The sequence below is a fragment of the Sporosarcina sp. FSL K6-1508 genome, from assembly GCF_038007465.1.
Lineage (GTDB): Bacteria > Bacillota > Bacilli > Bacillales_A > Planococcaceae > Sporosarcina > Sporosarcina psychrophila_B.
Window position 1 is genome coordinate 4,471,232 of the sequence record NZ_JBBOXF010000001.1, and the last position, 18,412, is coordinate 4,489,643.

The window sequence follows — 18,412 nt, forward strand, 5'->3', positions numbered from 1 at the left end:
TTTACTTTTCAAAGTGTACTGTTACAGTTACTATTCTAAGAAATCGATTATATCAAGGATAATAACGATTATTTAGTTTTTATTTTTTTTTTAGTTACTAGAGTTTTGATTTTTTTCTGGTAATACCTTACTATTACTAAGAAACGAGGTGTTTCTATGAAGAAAACAATACTGAATTTTTTGATTGCTCATTTAATTATATTACTAATAATGTTTTTGCATTATAAACAATTTTCAATATTGTCGTATATTAATTCTTCTTTTATTGTGGGTGGCACAGTTACATTTATCGGTTTAATCTATTATGTATTTTCAACCGGTTTCTTTGATTTTTTCACTGTAAGTATGCGCAAAGTGTTTACGCCTAAACGGCGAATGGAGGATGTCATGTCGATGCGAAAGCCATCGGAAGTTTTTTCTAGGCCTTTTTCATCACTTTTAGGTAGTGGTGCACTTGTGTTAGCAATGACAGCTATTGCCCTCACGATTTTTTACTTATGACCTCTTTGCCTATTGCATTCCGTTCTAAAAGACTGTATAATCTGAGAAACATTTGAGTGAACGGCAATGACGGAAAAAGTATTTCTACTTTGGTCTTCTAGAGAGCCTGTGGATGGTGCAAACAGGCAGACTGAGCAGAAAGAATGGGATCCCGAGCCTGGCAGGTGAACGTAAAATGGTTGTTAGTGTGAAAAACAACCATTTGAGTATCCTGTCACGTCCCCCGCGTTAAGGGAATCTAGAGTGGCCTTCGGGCAATTCGGGTGGTACCACGGTTGAAAAAACATCAGTCGTCCCTTTTTTACGGGGACGGCTGATGTTTTTTTGCGTCTACAGGGATGTAGGCGTGTAACCATTACGGCTTTTTCATCATTTACTTATGTCGTGCTGGCTAAGTATATTATCTATCAAACAGGAGGAGATATTAAGATGAAAACAATTTTTTCAGGCGTACAGCCAACAGGAACAGTGACACTTGGCAACTATATCGGTGCGTTCCGTCAGTTTACAGAGTTGCAAAATGACTATGAATGCGTATTTTGCATAGTTGACCAGCATGCGATTACCGTTCAGCAAGATCCAGCGGAATTGGCAAAAACAATCCGTTCTCTCGCTGCAATCTATATCGCAAGCGGAATCGATCCAGAAAAAGCAGTGTTATTCATTCAATCGGAGGTTCCTGCACATGCACAAGCAGGCTGGATGATGCAGTGTATTTCGTATATCGGAGAACTGGAACGGATGACGCAGTTCAAGGATAAATCGGAAGGCCAAGAAGGCGTTTCATCCGCTCTTCTAACCTATCCGCCGTTAATGGCTGCTGACATTTTACTTTACAACACGGATATCGTACCGGTTGGCGATGATCAAAAGCAGCATCTTGAATTGACGCGTGATTTAGCAGTACGCTTCAATAAAAGATTTGGTGAAATCTTAACCATTCCGGAAGTCCGGATTCCAAAGAATGGCGCACGCATTAAATCACTTCAGGATCCATTGAAAAAAATGAGTAAATCTGATCCAAATAAAAAAGGAACTATTTCACTACTTGATACACCTAAAGAAATTGAAAAGAAAATTAAGAGCGCAGTGACTGATTCGGAAGGCGTTGTGAAATTCGATACGGAAAACAAGCCTGGTGTATCGAATTTATTGACGATTGAATCAGCACTCAGCGGTGTCTCTATCGAAGATCTTGTTGCTAAATATGACGGACTTGGATACGGTGCATTTAAGGCTGGCGTGGCAGAAGCCGTCATTAGTCATCTATCACCAATCCAAGAAAAATATTATGAACTTCTTGATTCGCCTGTCCTAGATGAAATTCTAGACAATGGTGCGAAGAAAGCAAATGCGATTGCCACCGTCACTCTCGGGAAGATGGAAACCGCGATGGGACTCGGACGTAAACGGTAAGAATTAACATGATAACGGATATGATGAAAAGTGTGAAATCCGCTGAACTGACTATGAATTGAAAGATTTGATACCAGTCATATCCGAGCGATGTGTAATTAAAGTAGAAAATCATCTGAGAAACAGTGATAACTATAAGTCCGTAACTGATTAGAAATAATAATAGGCGTGTCATTATGCATCGTCCTTTTGATTTTCTTTGATTATATGACTGCATGGCCCTCTTTTAGACGAAGGGGGCTTTTTAAATTGTGAAACTCTCGAGTCTGTTGATGAAAATGTGAGCCCAGCCCGCAAAACTGTCACTACAAAAAAAAAAACGTCCCAGTAAACTGAGACGTTTTCCTACCAAAACCTTATATTTTCTTAAATACGAGTGAGGCGTTATGTCCGCCGAAACCGAGTGAGTTACTCATTGCGTACGTAATATCTACTTTACGTGCCCCTTCTGTTACATAGTCGAGGTCACATTCCGGGTCTGCATTGACATAATTCATCGTCGGTGGCAGGATACCTTCTTGAAGTGCTTTCACCGTGAAGATTGCTTCAATTCCGCCTGCAGCGCCGAGCAGATGGCCTGTCATCGATTTTGTTGAACTCATCGCGAGTTTGTATGCGTGCTCGCCGAAAACTGTTTTTGCTGCCATCGTTTCGAACAAATCATTATACGCAGTGCTTGTCCCATGCGCATTGATGTAGTCAATTTTGTCCGGTGAAATCCCACTTTGTTCGATCGCTTCTTGCATTGCGCGCGCGCCGCCTTCGCCTCCAGGAGCTGGAGCCGTAATATGATGTGCATCACCTGTCGAACCATAACCAACCAGTTCAGCATAAATTTTTGCACCACGTGCAAGTGCGTGTTCATACTCTTCCAGAATTAAGATTCCTGCACCTTCTCCTATTACAAAGCCATCTCGTTCTTTATCGAAGGGGCGTGATGCCGTTGCAGGGTCCGGATTCAAAGATAAAGCTGTATTTGCACAAAAACCGGCAACTGACATCGTTGTGATTGGTGCTTCAGCGCCGCCAGTAATCATGACATCCGCTTCACCGCGACGGATAACTTCAAACGCATCGCCAATCGAATTCGTGCCTGAAGCGCAAGCCGTTACTGTACACGAGTTGATGCCTTTTGCCCCGTGATAAATCGAAACTTGCCCTGCCGCCATATCTGGAATCATCATGGGTACAAAAAATGGGCTGACGCGGCGATAGCCTTTCTCTTGGAATGTCAGGAATTGTTGTTCATGTGTTTCCATACCGCCGATTCCGGATCCAATCCAAACACCCGTGCGAAGTGCTAAATCGCCTTCAAGTTCAAGATTTGCATCCTTCATAGCCATGATCGAAGAAGCCAGCGCATAATGGGTGAATCGATCCATTTTGCGCGCATCTTTCCGCGAAATGTATTCTTCTATATCAAAGTCCTTCACTTCTGCCGCTACTTTTACAGGAAACTGTTCACTGTCAAGTCTTGTCAGTGGTCCAATGCCAGATTTCCCCTCCAATACCGAGTTCCACGACTCTTCCGCCGAATTTCCGACTGGAGAAACAGCACCGATTCCAGTAACTACTACACGTTTTTTATCCATATGCCAAAACTTCCCTTCTATATAGACTGATTCTATTGCTTATAATTTATACGTTCATTCAAGGCATGTTCTGTTTATCTTCCCCACTTGATGCATAAAGCGCCCCAAGTGAGTCCTCCGCCAAATCCAACTAACACAATGACATCATCATCTTTCACTTTGCCTTCAGCTAAATCATCGACAAGTGAGATTGGAATGGACGCAGCGGATGTATTGCCGTATTTATGGATTGTCTTAGACATTTTTTCAACAGGTAAACCAAGTCGTTGCCGAGAGGCTTCCATAATTCTTATATTCGCTTGATGGGGAATGAGGAAATCGACATCCTCCTTCATCAGGCCAGCTTTTTTAATAACACTTTCAGCTGATTCACCCATTTGGCGGACTGCAAATTTGAATACTTCGCGACCGTTCATAACGAGTTTTTCATCCTGATAAAGATGTTTGCCTCCGCTGCCATCTGCACCAAGTTCAAACGAGAGGATTCCTCGCCCTTCGCTCACTTTTCCTACAATTGCGGCACCCGCCCCATCTCCAAATAGAATGGCGGTATTGCGGTCTTCCCAGTTGGTGATTTTCGATAATTTTTCAACACCCACAACGAGTACATAATCATATGTGCCCGATTCAATGAATTGTTTTGCTGTCACGATGCCGTACATGAATCCTGCACATGCAGCTGAAATATCCATTGCTGCTGCATGAGTTGCGCCTAATTGTTGTTGGAGCATTGACGATACTGATGGGAAAGGCCGATCAGGTGTCACTGTAGCTACAAGAATTAGCCCGATTTCCTCCGGCTTGATTCCCGCATTGCTAATCGCATCCTTTGCCGCACTGTATGCCATATGGGAAGTGTCGGTTGAATCATCCGCAATTCGTCTCTCTTCGATGCCTGTCATTGTACGGATCCATTCATCCGATGTATCTAAACGCTTTTCCAGATCTGCGTTTGTCAAAACTTGAGACGGTACGTATTTACCCATGCCGATAAGTCCAGCATTCATTCCGCATTCCCCGTTTCTTTATCATCTATTATTAGTACCTGCTCTTAATCATAAAAGAATTAGGCATATATTTCAACCCGCTGACACTTTTTCGCCAAATAAAGTTCGTATTGTTTGTAAATTAGTTTCTCCAATGTAGCTGCTGTGATATGATGAAATATGAAATAGTATTGTAGAGGTGAATTCGATGAGATACGTAATGACATTTTTCTGGTCTTTCTGTTTAATAACAATGCTGAACTATGTAGCTGGATCTATCGCTGACGTGCCGTTTGACTTCATGCCAGGCGCAATTGTTTCAGTCGTTGTCTCTGTTATCGTTATCATTTTGGGTGAATCTTTCCCAGAAGGCGAAGTTTCAGATCATTAATCAACAAAAAACCATTTCCCTCGCCGGAAATGGTTTTTTTATTTTTCTATATATAGTGGGCACTTAACAAACGGAAAATTAGTAAGTATACAAGTTGTAAGAAAGACTTCCTCCAACAACGCTTCGGCGCTTCGTGCATGCCTCCCGTGATAAGCCGGACAGAAAACCACTGTCAGTCTTATCACTTCGGCGACCACTTGAAAGGCGCCTTCGCTGGTACCTATTCTATAGAACGGATTTAAGAGTTTAACCACGGACAAGGGCTTTTGCTTTGCTTTCCGCTCCAGCAATCCAAGCAACTACAGCTACTTAAATGGAAAGCATACGAGAACCATCAAACAATCGCATAGCAAGGATGTATGTGCAATTCCTTAGTATGTTTAATATATTTCATTTTTTACAATTCCTTATGAAATAATCGTTTTTATCAGTATACATGTAATAAGATTTTACTCTTATACAAAAAAACAAAAAGCCGCATGGATCATATTATCCACACGGCGTTGCTTATAATTTAGTCACCTTTAGTTTTCCATCTTCCATAGCTAAAGATAACTTTCCGTTCTGTTCCAGATCACCTTTAATAACTTCTTTTGCCACAATCGTTTCAACATGTCTTTGGATAAAGCGTTTCAATGGACGTGCTCCGAAATCAGCATCTGTCCCTTCATTGACAATCCAATCGAGCACGTCTTCACTGTAGTCCATTGTGATCTCTTGCTGGCTTAATCGTTTAATAAGGTCTTCAATCATTTTCCGTGCGATCAAACGGAATGATTCTCCTGTAAGTGAATGGAAAATAATGATGTCGTCCATCCGGTTCAGCAGCTCCGGTTTGAAATGATTCTTTAATTCCGCCATGACAAGATCCTCTGCAGCATGGTTTTCAGTATCATCCAATCCATGCAGCAAGTAAGCCGATCCAATATTCGAAGTCATGATGACAACAGTATTCGTAAAGTTGACAATCCTGCCTTGGCTGTCTGTAATCCGGCCATCATCCAGCACTTGCAGCAAGATATTTGCGACGTCCGGATGCGCTTTTTCAATTTCATCTAACAGAACGACTGAATATGGATTGCGACGCACTGCTTCCGTCAACTGGCCGCCTTCCTCATACCCGATGTAGCCTGGAGGTGCTCCGACAAGCCTTGATATACTATGTTTCTCCATATATTCCGACATGTCAATGCGGATGAAATGGTCTTCCGAGTCAAACAGTGTCGCAGCAAGCGTTTTCGCAAGTTCTGTCTTCCCAACGCCCGTTGGTCCTAAAAATAGGAATGAGCCGATCGGTTTGTCGGGATCTTTAATACCTGCTCGGGCGCGCCACACTGCTTCCGTCACAAGTTGGACAGCATCATCTTGACCGATGACACGCTCCTCAAGCGTTTCACGTAGACGCAATAATTTCTCCCTCTCGCCTTCAACAAGTTTCGTTACGGGGATCCCTGTCCAGCGCGCAACGATCATCGCAATTTCTTCTTCTGTCACTTCTTCACGGAGCAGTCGATTTTCCTGACCGTCCACAAGTGCAGCTTCAAGTTCATGCAACTCGTCCTCAAGCGTCGGGATTTTTCCATACTTGAGTTCCGCGGCTTTGTTCAAGTCAAAACGGTTTTCAGCTTCTTCCAGTTCACGCCGGAAGCGATCCAATTTTTCTCGCTTATCCTGGATTCCACGCAACGTTTCTTTTTCAGAATCCCACTGCTCACGCATACCCGCGGAAGATTCTTTCAACTCTTTCAGTTCATCCCGCAACACTTCAAGACGATTTTTACTGACAGTGTCTTTTTCTTTGCGCAAAGCCTGCTCTTCGATTTCAAGTTGCATAATCCGGCGGGTCACTGCATCCAGCTCAGATGGCATCGAATCGATTTCCGTCCGGATCATTGCACTCGCTTCGTCTATTAAGTCGATTGCTTTGTCCGGCAAGAAACGTTCGGTCAAGTACCGATCAGACAAAGCTGCCGCTGCGACAATCGCACGGTCATGAATCCGTACCCCATGATGAAGCTCGTACCTTTCTTTCAATCCGCGTAATATCGATACTGTATCTTCAATAGACGGTTCACGCACGAGTACTTGCTGGAAACGACGTTCAAGCGCTGGGTCCTTTTCAATATACATACGATATTCATCGAGCGTCGTTGCTCCGATACAATATAATTCACCGCGTGCAAGCATCGGTTTCAGCATGTTTCCTGCATCCATTGCGCCTTCCGTCTTTCCCGCGCCGACTATCGTATGGATTTCATCGATGAACAGTATGATTTCTCCTGCACTGTCTTTCACCTGTTTCAGAACGCCTTTCAACCTTTCTTCAAATTCTCCCCGATATTTTGCACCTGCGATTAGTGCACTCATATCCAGTTCGAAAATTTGACGATCTTTCAACCCCTCCGGTACATCGCCTTTGACGATCCGCTGTGCAAGCCCTTCGACGATCGCTGTTTTTCCGACACCCGGTTCACCAATGAGCACAGGATTATTTTTTGTTTTTCTTGATAAAATCCGGATAACGTTGCGAATTTCTTCATCCCGTCCGATGACCGGATCCATTTTCCCTTTTTTCACTTCTTCTACAAGATTTCGTCCAAATTGTTCTAGAGGTGTACGTTGGTCCTCTTGTTGTCCATCCATTCTCATATATATGTCCACCTTTCTATGTTTCACTTTTTACTTTTGACTTTGACTATCTTTGATTAATTAAATTATAGAATTTATTTGAGTGAAAGTAAAGATGTTTGCACCGAGAATATGTAAGAACTCAATGATCAAAAAAACACCAAAAGGTATGCTTATCCTCTCGAAGGTTCCTCTATATATGTAGAACAAATGAATATGGCATATGCGCTTTACAAGGGCTTTTGGGAAGCCACTGAAAAACCCCTAATACTTGGAGTGAATCAGAATTCCAACTAATTACGCTTCGACGCTTTGTGGATGCCTCCCGCGATAAGCCGGAAAGGAGAGCACTTTCAGTCTTATCGCTCCGGCTACCACGAAGTCGCGTCTGCGCTGGATGGTCTTTTTGAGAAAGCGCATTTCGTTTTCGAGGATGAGGCCTACAACTTGGAGTGCCATAAATCGATCGAAGGTGATTAACGAATGTCCCAAGACATATGGAATGAATTAGTCATCCTGCTAAAACCGCTTCGGCGCTTTGTGGATGCCTCCCGCGATAAGCCGGAAAGGAGGGCACTTTCAGTCTTATCGCTCCGGCTACCACGAAGTCGCGCCTTCGCTGGATGGTCTATGTGAGAAAGCGCATTTCGTTATCTGAGATGAGACATACAACCTGGAATGCCATAAATAAATCGATCGAATGTGATCAACGAATGTCCCAATATATGAGGAGTGAATTGGAATTCCCAATAATACCGCTTCGACGCTTTGTGGATGCCTCCCGCGATAAGCCGGAAAGGAGAGCACTTTCAGTCTTATCGCTCCGGCTACCACGAAGTCGCGCCTTCGCTGGATGGTCTATTTGAGATAGCGCATTTCGTTTTCAGTGATGAAATCTGCAACCTGGCGTGCGTCTTTCTTGAATCTAATTATATATGTCGGACTATTAAAATCGGTGTATAAACTGAGCGAAGGCGCCTTAACAGGGGTCGCCGAAGCCATAAGACTGGCGGCGAAGCTGCTTGGCTTATGGCGGGAGGCATCTCCTAGCGCTGTAGCGGTTCAATGGAGTTCTTTATTTCAATATATAGTATCGAATAGTAATCATCTTAAAATCACATTTCTCTCGATAAAGAACACCCTAGCACAGGCGCGGCAAAGGCATCCCCAAAGTACAACACTCTCTCATTATTAAACGCCTCAGCAGATTCTAATGGGATTCTTTAATTCAACATACATAGTTATTTGTATAGATTACGGGCTGCTACAATAATGCCGTCTTCATCCGCATATACATAGTAATTGGGAATCCAGTCTACCTCTCCGAAATTCAGTTCATTCCCCTGTACCCCTTTTCCTTCTTTTTTACTCTTCATCGGATTACTGCCAAGAGCAAGTACACCGATATTTTGTTCCCTCAATTCTGCCGTATCGCGGATACATCCATAAATAATGACACCGGCAAGTTTGTTAGTTTCCGCAATGACGCCTAAATTGCCGCCCATTAACGCACAATTTCTTGAACCGCCGCCATCGACAACGAGAACACTGCCTGCCGGAATTGTTTGCAATGCTTCTTTCACGAGGACGTTATCCTCAAATACTTTCACAGTAGCTATCGGCCCTGAAAATCTTTTGTTTTTTCCAAACGATTTAAATTCCACGGAACATACTTGTAATTCAGTTCCAAACTCATCACATACATCAGCTGTTTTTATATCCATTCAAACACACTTCCCCTTCCATAATTGTTCCTATACCTAACTCATTCGACATTATTTCGATATTCCTTTTTTAATGTGAAATCAGATAAGATTGTGAGATTGCCTGCAGCCCTCCAAATACTATCCATATTCCACGAAAAAAAGGCCGCGCAACTTATCTCTAAGTCACACAGCCTTGATATTCCTTATTATTTACCTTACGCCCAACGCAATTTTTGCATAACGGGACATATTATCTCTCGACCATGGCGGATTCCAAGTGATGTCAACATCGACGTTTTTCACTTCTGGAAGTTCCATCAATTCTTGCGTAACGTTGGCAACGATTTGCGGCCCCATTGGACAGCCCATCGATGTTAGTGTCATGGTCACTTTTGAAGTGCCTTCTTCGTCCAGCTCAACATCATATACTAGACCTAAGTTGACGATATCGACTCCAAGTTCCGGGTCAATCACATTTTCAAGCGCACCCATCATGCTATCTTTCATATCTTGGCTCATCTTCATCCCTCATTCCGTGTTTTTGATATCTTAATCATAGCAGAGTTTGATGCATCATTTCAAATGGCAGGCAAGCCAGTCAGCAGCTTGAAGCATTCCCGCTCTTGAAACCGCATGTCCCGAGGTAGCACTTGAAACAAATTCAATTCGTTCCGGTGTAGCTGCATAATCCTTTTTGACTGCCTGATAGAAGTTGTATGTCGGCTCATACGGCACTACCGCATCCTGCTTGCCATGCCAAAAGTATACAGGTCGGTTGTTCAATGCCGCTGAATGTTTTGTTAAATCGAATGTAGAAAGTGTGTTAAATAATTTTTTCTTTTCTTCCTCAGTAACGGGCAATGTAAATCCGCGACGTTCGAACTCCGACATTTGAGCTTTTGCTAGCTGTACAAAGCCTGGTGCTCCCATCATAACGGCTGCTGTATCAATCCAATCATAGACTGTAAGACAGCCAAGCGTCGTAATACCACCCATCGATGTGCCTGCTAAACCGATTTTGCCTGTCGTATAAAGCCCGCGTTTCACAAGCTCTTCACGAATGAAACTCACTTCTTCAATTGACGTCAAAATGATTTCCCAAAAACGAAGGCTTAGTTGCACTTCATCGAGATCCTCTTCACGAGCACCATGCAAATGCGCATCAGGCAGTAAAACACGAACCCCTTTTTTTGCAATATTATATGCATAATGTAAATTATGCTCTTTGGCACTCGTAAAACCATGAAGGAAAATAACAACGGGTACTTGTTGGTCTTTAAACTCATCTTCTACTATATGCAATAAGGGGATGTTGCCCCATAACTCTTCGATTACATTCACGAAACCACACCTTTTCCTTTTCAATTGAGCGTACCAAAGTTTTTCTAAAAAAACAAAAAGGACGATTCTATGACGGAATTTTTTGACTTGAATCATCTATTAACGATAGACTACTTATAGAAGGAGGCGTTTTTTTGAAGCCACATTTAATCGTCCTCGATCTTGATGGGACGTTACTTACAGACGAAAAAGTAATAGCAGATAAAACAAGGCTTACATTGAAAAAAGCAGAGGAGAAAGGTCATCACATCATGATTGCAACCGGGAGACCCTACCGCGCAAGTGAAGTCTATTACCATCAACTCGGTCTGACGACACCGATTGTCAATTTCAACGGTGCATTCGTCCATCACCCGGGTAACAGCTCTTGGAAAACAATCCATGAAACGATTTCACTTCCCGTAGTAAATGATGTCATCGATGCCATGCAGCAATTTACATTCCATAATATTGTTGCCGAAGTAATGGATGATGTATATATGCAATATCATGATGAAAAACTGCTAGATATTTTCGGCTTTGGGAATCCACAGATAACCCAAGGTGATATCCGAAAAGTTTTGCAAGTCGATCCTACCAGCTTACTAATCCATGCACCTGACGATAAAGTTGAGTCCATTCGACGCCATCTTGGTGAAGTACATGCAGAAGTCATTGATCACAGGCAATGGGGCGCACCGTGGAAAGTCATCGAAATCGTTCGGCATGGTTTAAATAAAGCGGTCGGGCTTTCCCATGTTGCCAAATGGATGGATATCCCGAAAGAACGGATTATTGCATTTGGTGATGAAGACAATGACTTAGAAATGATTGACTATGCCGGGGTCGGAGTGGCGATGGGAAATGGCATTGACAGATTGAAATCAATTGCCGATGAAGTGACAGACACGAATAACGAAGATGGCATTGCACGAGTACTCCGTGAAAGGTTACACTTGAACTAACTACTATTATTTAATGGAGGGGTTTATATGAGAATTTTTGCGGACAGTGCTTGTGATTTGCCAAAGTCATTTTTCGAGGACAATGATGTAACGCTTTTCCCATTACGCGTCCTGATCGACGACCAAGAGTACGACGATATAATGACAATTGATTCAAAGGAAGTCTATCAGGCAATCCGAAATGGCAAACAGCCTAAAACGTCACAAGTATCACCTGAACTGTTCCTCCGTAAGTGGAAAGAACTTGCCGCTGCTGGTGAAGATGGAATTTACATCGCTTTTTCTTCGGAGTTATCCGGGACATTCGATACAGCAATCATGACGAGGGACCAAGTGAAAGAAACAAATCCGAATTTCAACCTAATTATTATCGATTCAAGATGTGCTTCGCTTGGTTACGGGCTGCTCGTAAAAGAAGCAGTCCGACTGCGAGATGCGGGAGAAGACAATGTTCGGACGATTGAGCGTAAAATTCGATTCATGGCAGGGCATATGGAGCATCTTTTTACTGTGGAAGATTTAGATTATATGGCGCGCGGCGGTCGCGTATCCAAAACCAGTGCCTTTATCGGCGGGCTGCTTAACATTAAGCCGCTTCTGCATGTCGAAAGCGGGAAACTGGTTCCGATTGAAAAACACCGCGGACGTAAAAAGGTGTTGCGCCGTATAAGCGAACTCATGGCGGAGCGCGGCGACCATCTATCTGAACAAACTATCGCAATTAGCCACAGCGACGACGAAGGTATAGCACTTGAATTGAAGGCCATAATAGAAGAGCTATTCCGTCCTGTGGATATTGAAATCCATATGATTGGATCTGTAATCGGCGCACATGTAGGTCCTGGTACCGTAGGTGTCTATTTCTTGAATAAATTAAACCAGTAACGTCAAGATGATGAATCCCATTGAATCCGCTACGGCGCTAGGGGATGCCTTAGCTACAGAAGGCTTCCACTTCTAGTAAGTAGTGACGAGGAGGATTATTGATGAAAGTACTAATAGTCGGGGCAATTGCGGGCGGATCCACTGTCGCTGCACAAATTAAACGCGCAGTTCCCGAATCTGAAATCACATTATTTGGCCGTGATCCTGTACTTGGATATGGTACATGCGGTATGCCCTACGTCATCGGTGGATTGATTGAAGACAAATGGCAATTAGTCGGTTCATCTCCCGAAAAGTTTAGCGAGCAACGTGGTATAACTGTTCAATTAATGCATGATGTTCTGTCAATTAATCGGGAAAATAAAACGATTGAAGTCCGCAATATGGAAACAGATCAAGTCTTTACAGAAACTTACGACAAACTAATTTTGTCGCCCGGCGGACTGGCACGTATACCCGACTTAAAAGGTCTTGCTGACCTGCCATTATTTACATTAAAGAGTTTCAGGGAAATGGAAGAAATCATTGATTATATTGAACGTGAAAACCCGCAGTCATGCGCTGTTATCGGCGGCGGATTCATAGGTATTGAACTTGCGGAAAACTTTATCCATAAAGGGATAAAAACAGCGGTTATAGAACGAAACGATCGTGTCATGACAATAATGGATCCAGAAATCTCGGAAGTGCTCGGCAAGGAAATGAAGGACAACAAGGTCGAGTTCTATTTCGAGGATGCCATTGAACGCATTGAAGGCAAGCAATTGATCATGAAAAATGGGCTGAACTTTGAAGTTGACTTTATCGCTTCCAGTATAGGAATCGATCCAGACACGCAACTTGCAAGTGAAGCCGGTTTACATATCGGACCGACGAAAGGGATTGTCGTCAACGACTATATGCAAACAAATGACCCTGACATCTATGCAATTGGTGATGCAGCAGAATGCAAAGATTGGTTTACCGCTAAACCCAAAAGCGTAAAACTTGCTTGGCATGCGCATCGGCAATCATTTATCGTCGCTTGCCATCTTGCCGGCAACCCCGTTAAAATGAACGGACTCCTTGGAACGTCAATTACGAAACTATTTTCTCTGACAGCTGCTATGACTGGCCATTCGGCGAAAAGCTTAACAGAGGAAGGAATTGAATTTGCCACAGCCGTCTATGAAGGGCGAACAAATGCAGGCTATTACCCTGACCATGGACATATTTTGCTGCGTGTCCATTATGCAAAAAAGTCCAGGCTCGTGCTGGGCGCACAAGCCGTCGGTGACAAAGGCGTCGACAAACGAATCGACGTCATTGCGACTGCAATCATGGGCAAAATGACTGTCGACGACCTGGCTGCCCTTGAGCTCGCCTATTCCCCAGCCTATTCATCACCGAAAGATCCAGTTAATATGATTGGTTATAAAGCGAAATAAGAAGAGCGCAAGCGCCTTGGTAGAGGGGCTGGAGCTAGACACTGCTCCAGGTTCAAAAACTTATACATTCTTTTCTACTAACAAAAACACCAGATCGGCTAATTCGCCAATTCTGGTGTTTTCTGTCTTACTTCATTTCTGCTTTATTTTTTCTTTTTTGTCTTCCTTTTCTTAAAGCCAAAAACAGGAATCCAAAGAACAATACGTAGATAAGGATTGATGCGATTAAGTAAGGAGTATTGAATCCTTTATCTTCATCTGCAATATAAATCTCTGCAACTTCACGTTCCAGTACTACACGGAAAACCCCGTCTTTCCCTTCCCGTACCAAATCACCATCGAGTACACCACGCAATTTTTTATTCTCACCGATCACTTCTTTCGGGATTTCTAAATTGGCTGTCCCTGTCGTATTATTAATCGCGATAATCCATGTTTCTTCATCATTTGAGCGCTTATACACTGTAAATCCGCCTTCATTATGCAACATTTCAAAATCGCCATTGCGGAATGCTTCGGATTCGTTACGTAATTTGTTGAGATCTCCGATGTATTCAATTAGCTCCTCATCGATCTTGAAATTCAGGAGCGGATGACTTTCAGGCGCAGATTGACCATTCACTGCAATTTCAGTGCCATAAGGCATTATTGGCACACCCGGCATTGAAAATAGGGCAGCAATGGCAAGTTTCCATCGTGTCGGCGGGAACATTCTCGCTTCCACGATATCGTATGTGAAACGCGGTCCTGTTAATTCGTCGAATTGAATCAATTCTTTTTTCGTGTCATTTGAAAAAAGTGATAATGGTGATGAATCCCCATCATATTGCACAAATGAGGTTCTCAATGCGGACATCTTGTCCAGTTTCGGAGCGGAATCGAAATCGGCATCGCTTTCTTCATTCGTCAAAACATAAGTACCTGGCTTTGCCTTTTTAACTGCCTGGATAATTTCATTCAGAAATGCGGTGTCGATTTTGTCAATCTTCGTTAAACGGATTCCGTCTAACTTATACGTTTCCACGAAATCAACAACGGCTTCTTTTAACGCTTTTTGTGTGGCAGCGTCTGAATAATCCCAGTCAATTGTTCCCTCATCAGCAGGAACATTTTTCACAGTTCCCTCTTTCGCCCAGATATGATTCGCACTGACGCCACCGAGTGGAAAATCAGCTATTACGGATAGTTCCTTTTTATGAATTTCTTTGATCATCCCGACAAATTCTTCATCGGTTCCAAAATTCGGTTCGATTTTCGTATAATCAAGAACCTTACTTCCATCATACGATTCTGTTTCGAAAACCGGTCCAAGGGAAATTAGCGTAAAGCCCATTCTCATAATATGTTCTAATCTTGTACCGATACCCGTGAAATCGCCGCCGTTGAAAGCAGTCAAGTCTTGCGTGTTCACTTCAAAATCATTATTACCGTCCCCATTATTATAACGATCGACGAGCAAATCATATATACTTTCATCCTCTATTGTTCTTTTCGTTTCTGCAAAAACCCCTGCTGGAGATAGGGTAGTTATAAGTAGAAGAAAAGTACCAATTAGTCCAAACCATTTTTTTGTCTTCACAAAATTGCCTCCTCAAAACGAGCTGTCATCCGTCATTTTACCAAACAGCCTGACTTGCCGCCATTGTTTGCGCTAAAAATCTTACCCTTTGCAATGAAATAGGTCGATATTGTGAAATTGGAAACTGAACGGTGGTTTGATGAGCGTGTTCGACGGTCGATGTGGGACTGGACAACAGATTGTTCAAACTATACGGCAACGACGCAAAACCCTACGACATCCCCTAATCAAAAACAAAAAAACACCTGCCAGCACAATGTGCCAGCAAGTGTCTTATTCATCAAACGGTTCATCGTCTTCAACTGATGTCCGCTTTTTTCGGGAAAATAGGAAGACGGAAATAGCAAACAAACCCATTAACATCAAAATAACGATAAGTAATAGCGGTCCGATACTAAATTCCATCTTCATTCCCTCCTGCATTCACTATTAAGCGAACCAGTTAATGCCCATTGGCAACTTGAATCCGAGGAACAGTGTCGCCAGTAGGAAAACGAAAAACAAGATCCAAAACATCTTGACGCTCTTGTTCTTTTTAGAACGAACAAGCACCATTTCCATCATACCAATCGTCACAAGACCCAATAGGAATTTGACACCGTAGAGTGCCCCGTCCATAGATGAGTATCTGAAGAATAGCAATGCGCCTGAAATCAGAATCAGCACATAGAATAGACGGGCAACCATATGGAGAATCTTTCTGCCCTTAGACTCTGTGTCCATACTTGCAGCAACGAGGAATACAATAATTCCAACAACCCATGTGAAAATATGGAAATGTGTAGTGTTTGATAAAACGTCCAAAGTAGTCACCTCATTTAATTAGTAATACCAAATAATCGTATCACAATTGACTAATTCGCAAAAGGAAAACTACTCACACAAACTTGTTTACAAGAGTTCCTATACCTTCAATGGACACTTTTACCGTGTCGCCTTTTTTCAAAAATGTTGGCGGAGTCATTCCTTTTCCGACACCAGCAGGAGTGCCCGTTAGTATGACATCACCTGGTTCGAGCGTTACATACCTTGATATGTCAGCAATCAGTTCGTCGATTTTAAAAATCATCGATTCTGTATTGCCGTTCTGTCTTACTTCATCGTTCACTTTTGTCACAATTGATAAATTATGTGCATTTGGTATTTCATTTTTCGTCACGATATAGGGCCCCATTGGACATGATCCATCGAGACTTTTCCCTAGGAAGAATTGACCGTGCGCTGCTTGCACATCACGTGCCGTTACATCATTTGCGATTGTGTAGCCGAAAACGTAATCATAGGCCAGCTGTTTCGGGATGTTGCGTCCTCCCTTGCTAATGACAACCGCAAGTTCTCCTTCGTAATCGAGGCTTTCTGTTATATCGGCATGGACGGAAATGTCTTGTTCGTCCGCTGCGATGGCAGTCGGTGATTTCGTGAAGATCATCAGTTTTACTGGAGGTGCAGCTGCGCCCATTTCCGCGGCATGATCTGCGTAGTTCTTGCCCACACACAGGATGTTTTTCGGCGTTCTAGGAATTGGAGAAAGCCACTCAATGGCACTAAACGCATATTTGAAGCGCTCTGAATCATCTGCAGCACGTGCTTGCTCCGCAAGCTTCCGTACCTTTTCAACAAAATCCAGACCAGATGCAATACCTTCCGTAATTGTTTGCGGAAATTCCGTATCGCCGTAGGCTTCGGCAATCGCCAACATATCCCAAACTGCTTCTTCTTTCTTCACTTTTGGACCAAATAACGTCCTGCCTTCGTAACGGAACGATAGTAATTTCATTTGCTAGCCCATCCCTTCATTAGTAAAAATCCTTATTCTAATTACTACGACAAACGTCGACTCTTTCCCTCTTTATCTGATAAATTCTTTCCATATGTCCCTTTTCGCCATAGCCATTCAATTGGCCCCATACGGAATTTAGACAGCCAGAATTCTGCAAAAATAACTTGGATGGCAAATACGCCGACTGCAATTCCTACGCCTGTCGCCAAATCGACTTTGCCGTACATGCCGAAACCATAGGCGTAAAAAATAAGCGTGCCTACGATGGATTGTGTAATATACGTCGTCAACGACATGCGTCCCACTTTTGAAAAAGGACGGAATAGCATGCGAGCGAACGGCAGTTGATAGAGTAAGAGCAGTAGACCCATATAACCGACCGCCAAGACTGGTCCACCAAATTGCGTTTGCAAAAGGATTGCATCCGATGATGGGTCTCCGCTATGCGGTGCAGCTTTCATCCATATACCAGCAATCAGTGCAAGGACTGTTACGATCGCAATTCCAACTTTCAGTTCCGCGGCCCGCTCAATCACTTTCCATTTAGACAGCCCTGCGCCAATCATAATCAGCGGCAAGACAACGAAAACTGCTAGCAACGATCCCGTCAATCCGTAAGTTAGCCATTCAAAAAAGCGGAAACTGAATATCTCACCATAACTGCCATAGGCATATGCTTCAATCGACCGTTCAATCTGGTGAATATCCGCATACCCTTCCATCATTGCATCCGGACGCAATTTGTTCAGATAATATACACCCGCGTAAATGATTCCCGATGGTATTACATACATAATTGTTGCAAGAGGAAGCAGCCATTTCTTAGGAATCCGGACAAACGCAATCATCGCGAAGCCCATTAGCGCGTAAGTGAACAAGATGTCCCCCATCCAGATGAACAGGGCATGAAGCAACCCGAATACGAGCAAAATGCCCATACGACGTGCCATGACTGGAGCAAATTGTAGCTTGTTTGCAATTGTTTTTTCATATTGCATATTCAAGCCATAACCGAACAGAATTGCGAAAATCGGATAAAAACTCGCTTCCACAAAGATGTCAATCCTTTTAAATATGGTTGCATCCCCATCTTTGAACCATGTATATGGATCCATATACAGATAGGGTGATAGGAAAAGTAACATATTAGCTATGAATATCCCGAGCAATGCAACTCCCCGTAGCATATCAAGCGCTTCAATGCGATCTCCAAGTGTCGTCGGTGTTAATTTCAAT

The 18,412-nt window shown here is 43.1% G+C and carries 17 protein-coding genes and 1 other annotated feature; of the genes, 6 read left to right on the forward strand and 11 right to left on the reverse strand.

The genetic code is table 11. The features are described from left to right. Positions 1-156 precede the first annotated feature (156 nt). Both MKZ11_RS22870 and trpS read left to right on the forward strand, forming a co-directional pair. On the forward strand, positions 157-501 hold the full coding sequence (locus MKZ11_RS22870) for a DUF3899 domain-containing protein (RefSeq protein ID WP_340796645.1): 345 nt from the start codon (positions 157-159) through the stop codon (positions 499-501). 57 nt (positions 502-558) lie between these two features. Further along, positions 559-802: a binding site (T-box leader), on the forward strand. 128 nt (positions 803-930) lie between these two features. Beyond that, positions 931-1,917, forward strand: a complete 987-nt coding sequence (gene trpS / locus MKZ11_RS22875; protein WP_340796646.1) for a tryptophan--tRNA ligase — start codon at positions 931-933, stop codon at positions 1,915-1,917. 356 nt (positions 1,918-2,273) lie between these two features. Here the strand turns inward: trpS and fabF are convergent, their stop codons facing one another. Then, positions 2,274-3,509: a beta-ketoacyl-ACP synthase II gene (gene fabF / locus MKZ11_RS22880; protein ID WP_340796647.1), complete on the reverse strand. Its 1,236-nt coding sequence runs from the start codon at positions 3,507-3,509 to the stop codon at positions 2,274-2,276. Positions 3,510-3,583: 74 nt separating this feature from the next. Continuing rightward, positions 3,584-4,516: a beta-ketoacyl-ACP synthase III gene (locus MKZ11_RS22885; RefSeq protein ID WP_340796648.1), complete on the reverse strand. Its 933-nt coding sequence runs from the start codon at positions 4,514-4,516 to the stop codon at positions 3,584-3,586. Between the two features lie 187 nt (positions 4,517-4,703). On the opposite strand from MKZ11_RS22885, the gene MKZ11_RS22890 reads away from it, so the two are divergent. Further along, positions 4,704-4,886, forward strand: a complete 183-nt coding sequence (locus tag MKZ11_RS22890) for a DUF2929 family protein (RefSeq protein WP_340796649.1) — start codon at positions 4,704-4,706, stop codon at positions 4,884-4,886. Positions 4,887-5,393: 507 nt separating this feature from the next. Here MKZ11_RS22890 and MKZ11_RS22895 read toward each other — a convergent pair. The 4 genes from MKZ11_RS22895 to MKZ11_RS22910 all read right to left on the reverse strand — a co-directional run bounded on the left by MKZ11_RS22895 (position 5,394) and on the right by MKZ11_RS22910 (position 10,561). Next, positions 5,394-7,529, reverse strand: coding sequence for an ATP-dependent Clp protease ATP-binding subunit (locus MKZ11_RS22895; protein WP_340797096.1), 2,136 nt, complete (start codon positions 7,527-7,529; stop codon positions 5,394-5,396). Between the two features lie 1,226 nt (positions 7,530-8,755). Continuing rightward, positions 8,756-9,238 carry a ribonuclease E activity regulator RraA gene (gene rraA, locus MKZ11_RS22900; RefSeq protein WP_340796650.1) on the reverse strand — a complete coding sequence of 161 codons (483 nt, stop codon included), beginning with the start codon at positions 9,236-9,238 and terminating at the stop codon, positions 8,756-8,758. Between the two features lie 192 nt (positions 9,239-9,430). Continuing rightward, positions 9,431-9,739 carry a metal-sulfur cluster assembly factor gene (locus MKZ11_RS22905; RefSeq protein ID WP_340796651.1) on the reverse strand — a complete coding sequence of 103 codons (309 nt, stop codon included), beginning with the start codon at positions 9,737-9,739 and terminating at the stop codon, positions 9,431-9,433. A gap of 54 nt (positions 9,740-9,793) precedes the next feature. Continuing rightward, positions 9,794-10,561 (reverse strand): prolyl oligopeptidase family serine peptidase, encoded by a 768-nt coding sequence (locus tag MKZ11_RS22910; RefSeq protein ID WP_340796652.1) that lies wholly within the window; start codon positions 10,559-10,561, stop codon positions 9,794-9,796. A gap of 134 nt (positions 10,562-10,695) precedes the next feature. Here MKZ11_RS22910 and MKZ11_RS22915 point away from each other — a divergent pair, with 134 nt between their 5' ends. The 3 genes from MKZ11_RS22915 (at position 10,696) to MKZ11_RS22925 (ending at position 13,817) form a co-directional block, all read left to right on the forward strand. Beyond that, positions 10,696-11,505 carry a Cof-type HAD-IIB family hydrolase gene (locus MKZ11_RS22915; protein WP_340796653.1) on the forward strand — a complete coding sequence of 270 codons (810 nt, stop codon included), beginning with the start codon at positions 10,696-10,698 and terminating at the stop codon, positions 11,503-11,505. 27 nt (positions 11,506-11,532) lie between these two features. Next, complete coding sequence (locus MKZ11_RS22920; RefSeq protein ID WP_340796654.1) at positions 11,533-12,390, forward strand: DegV family protein; 858 nt, start codon at positions 11,533-11,535, stop codon at positions 12,388-12,390. Positions 12,391-12,491: 101 nt separating this feature from the next. After that, positions 12,492-13,817 carry a CoA-disulfide reductase gene (locus MKZ11_RS22925; RefSeq protein ID WP_340796655.1) on the forward strand — a complete coding sequence of 442 codons (1,326 nt, stop codon included), beginning with the start codon at positions 12,492-12,494 and terminating at the stop codon, positions 13,815-13,817. A gap of 127 nt (positions 13,818-13,944) precedes the next feature. Here the strand turns inward: MKZ11_RS22925 and MKZ11_RS22930 are convergent, their stop codons facing one another. From MKZ11_RS22930 to MKZ11_RS22950, 5 genes are all read right to left on the reverse strand, one after another. Then, positions 13,945-15,396 (reverse strand): alpha-amylase family glycosyl hydrolase, encoded by a 1,452-nt coding sequence (locus MKZ11_RS22930; protein WP_340796656.1) that lies wholly within the window; start codon positions 15,394-15,396, stop codon positions 13,945-13,947. Between the two features lie 273 nt (positions 15,397-15,669). Then, positions 15,670-15,801: a hypothetical protein gene (locus MKZ11_RS22935; protein WP_340796657.1), complete on the reverse strand. Its 132-nt coding sequence runs from the start codon at positions 15,799-15,801 to the stop codon at positions 15,670-15,672. 24 nt (positions 15,802-15,825) lie between these two features. After that, positions 15,826-16,200, reverse strand: coding sequence for a YisL family protein (locus MKZ11_RS22940; RefSeq protein ID WP_340796658.1), 375 nt, complete (start codon positions 16,198-16,200; stop codon positions 15,826-15,828). 73 nt (positions 16,201-16,273) lie between these two features. Continuing rightward, positions 16,274-17,173, reverse strand: a complete 900-nt coding sequence (locus MKZ11_RS22945; RefSeq protein ID WP_340796659.1) for a fumarylacetoacetate hydrolase family protein — start codon at positions 17,171-17,173, stop codon at positions 16,274-16,276. Positions 17,174-17,217: 44 nt separating this feature from the next. Next, entirely contained in the window at positions 17,218-18,411 is a 1,194-nt protein-coding gene (locus tag MKZ11_RS22950) for a DUF418 domain-containing protein (RefSeq protein ID WP_340796660.1), read from the reverse strand. Position 18,412: the final 1 nt, after the last annotated feature.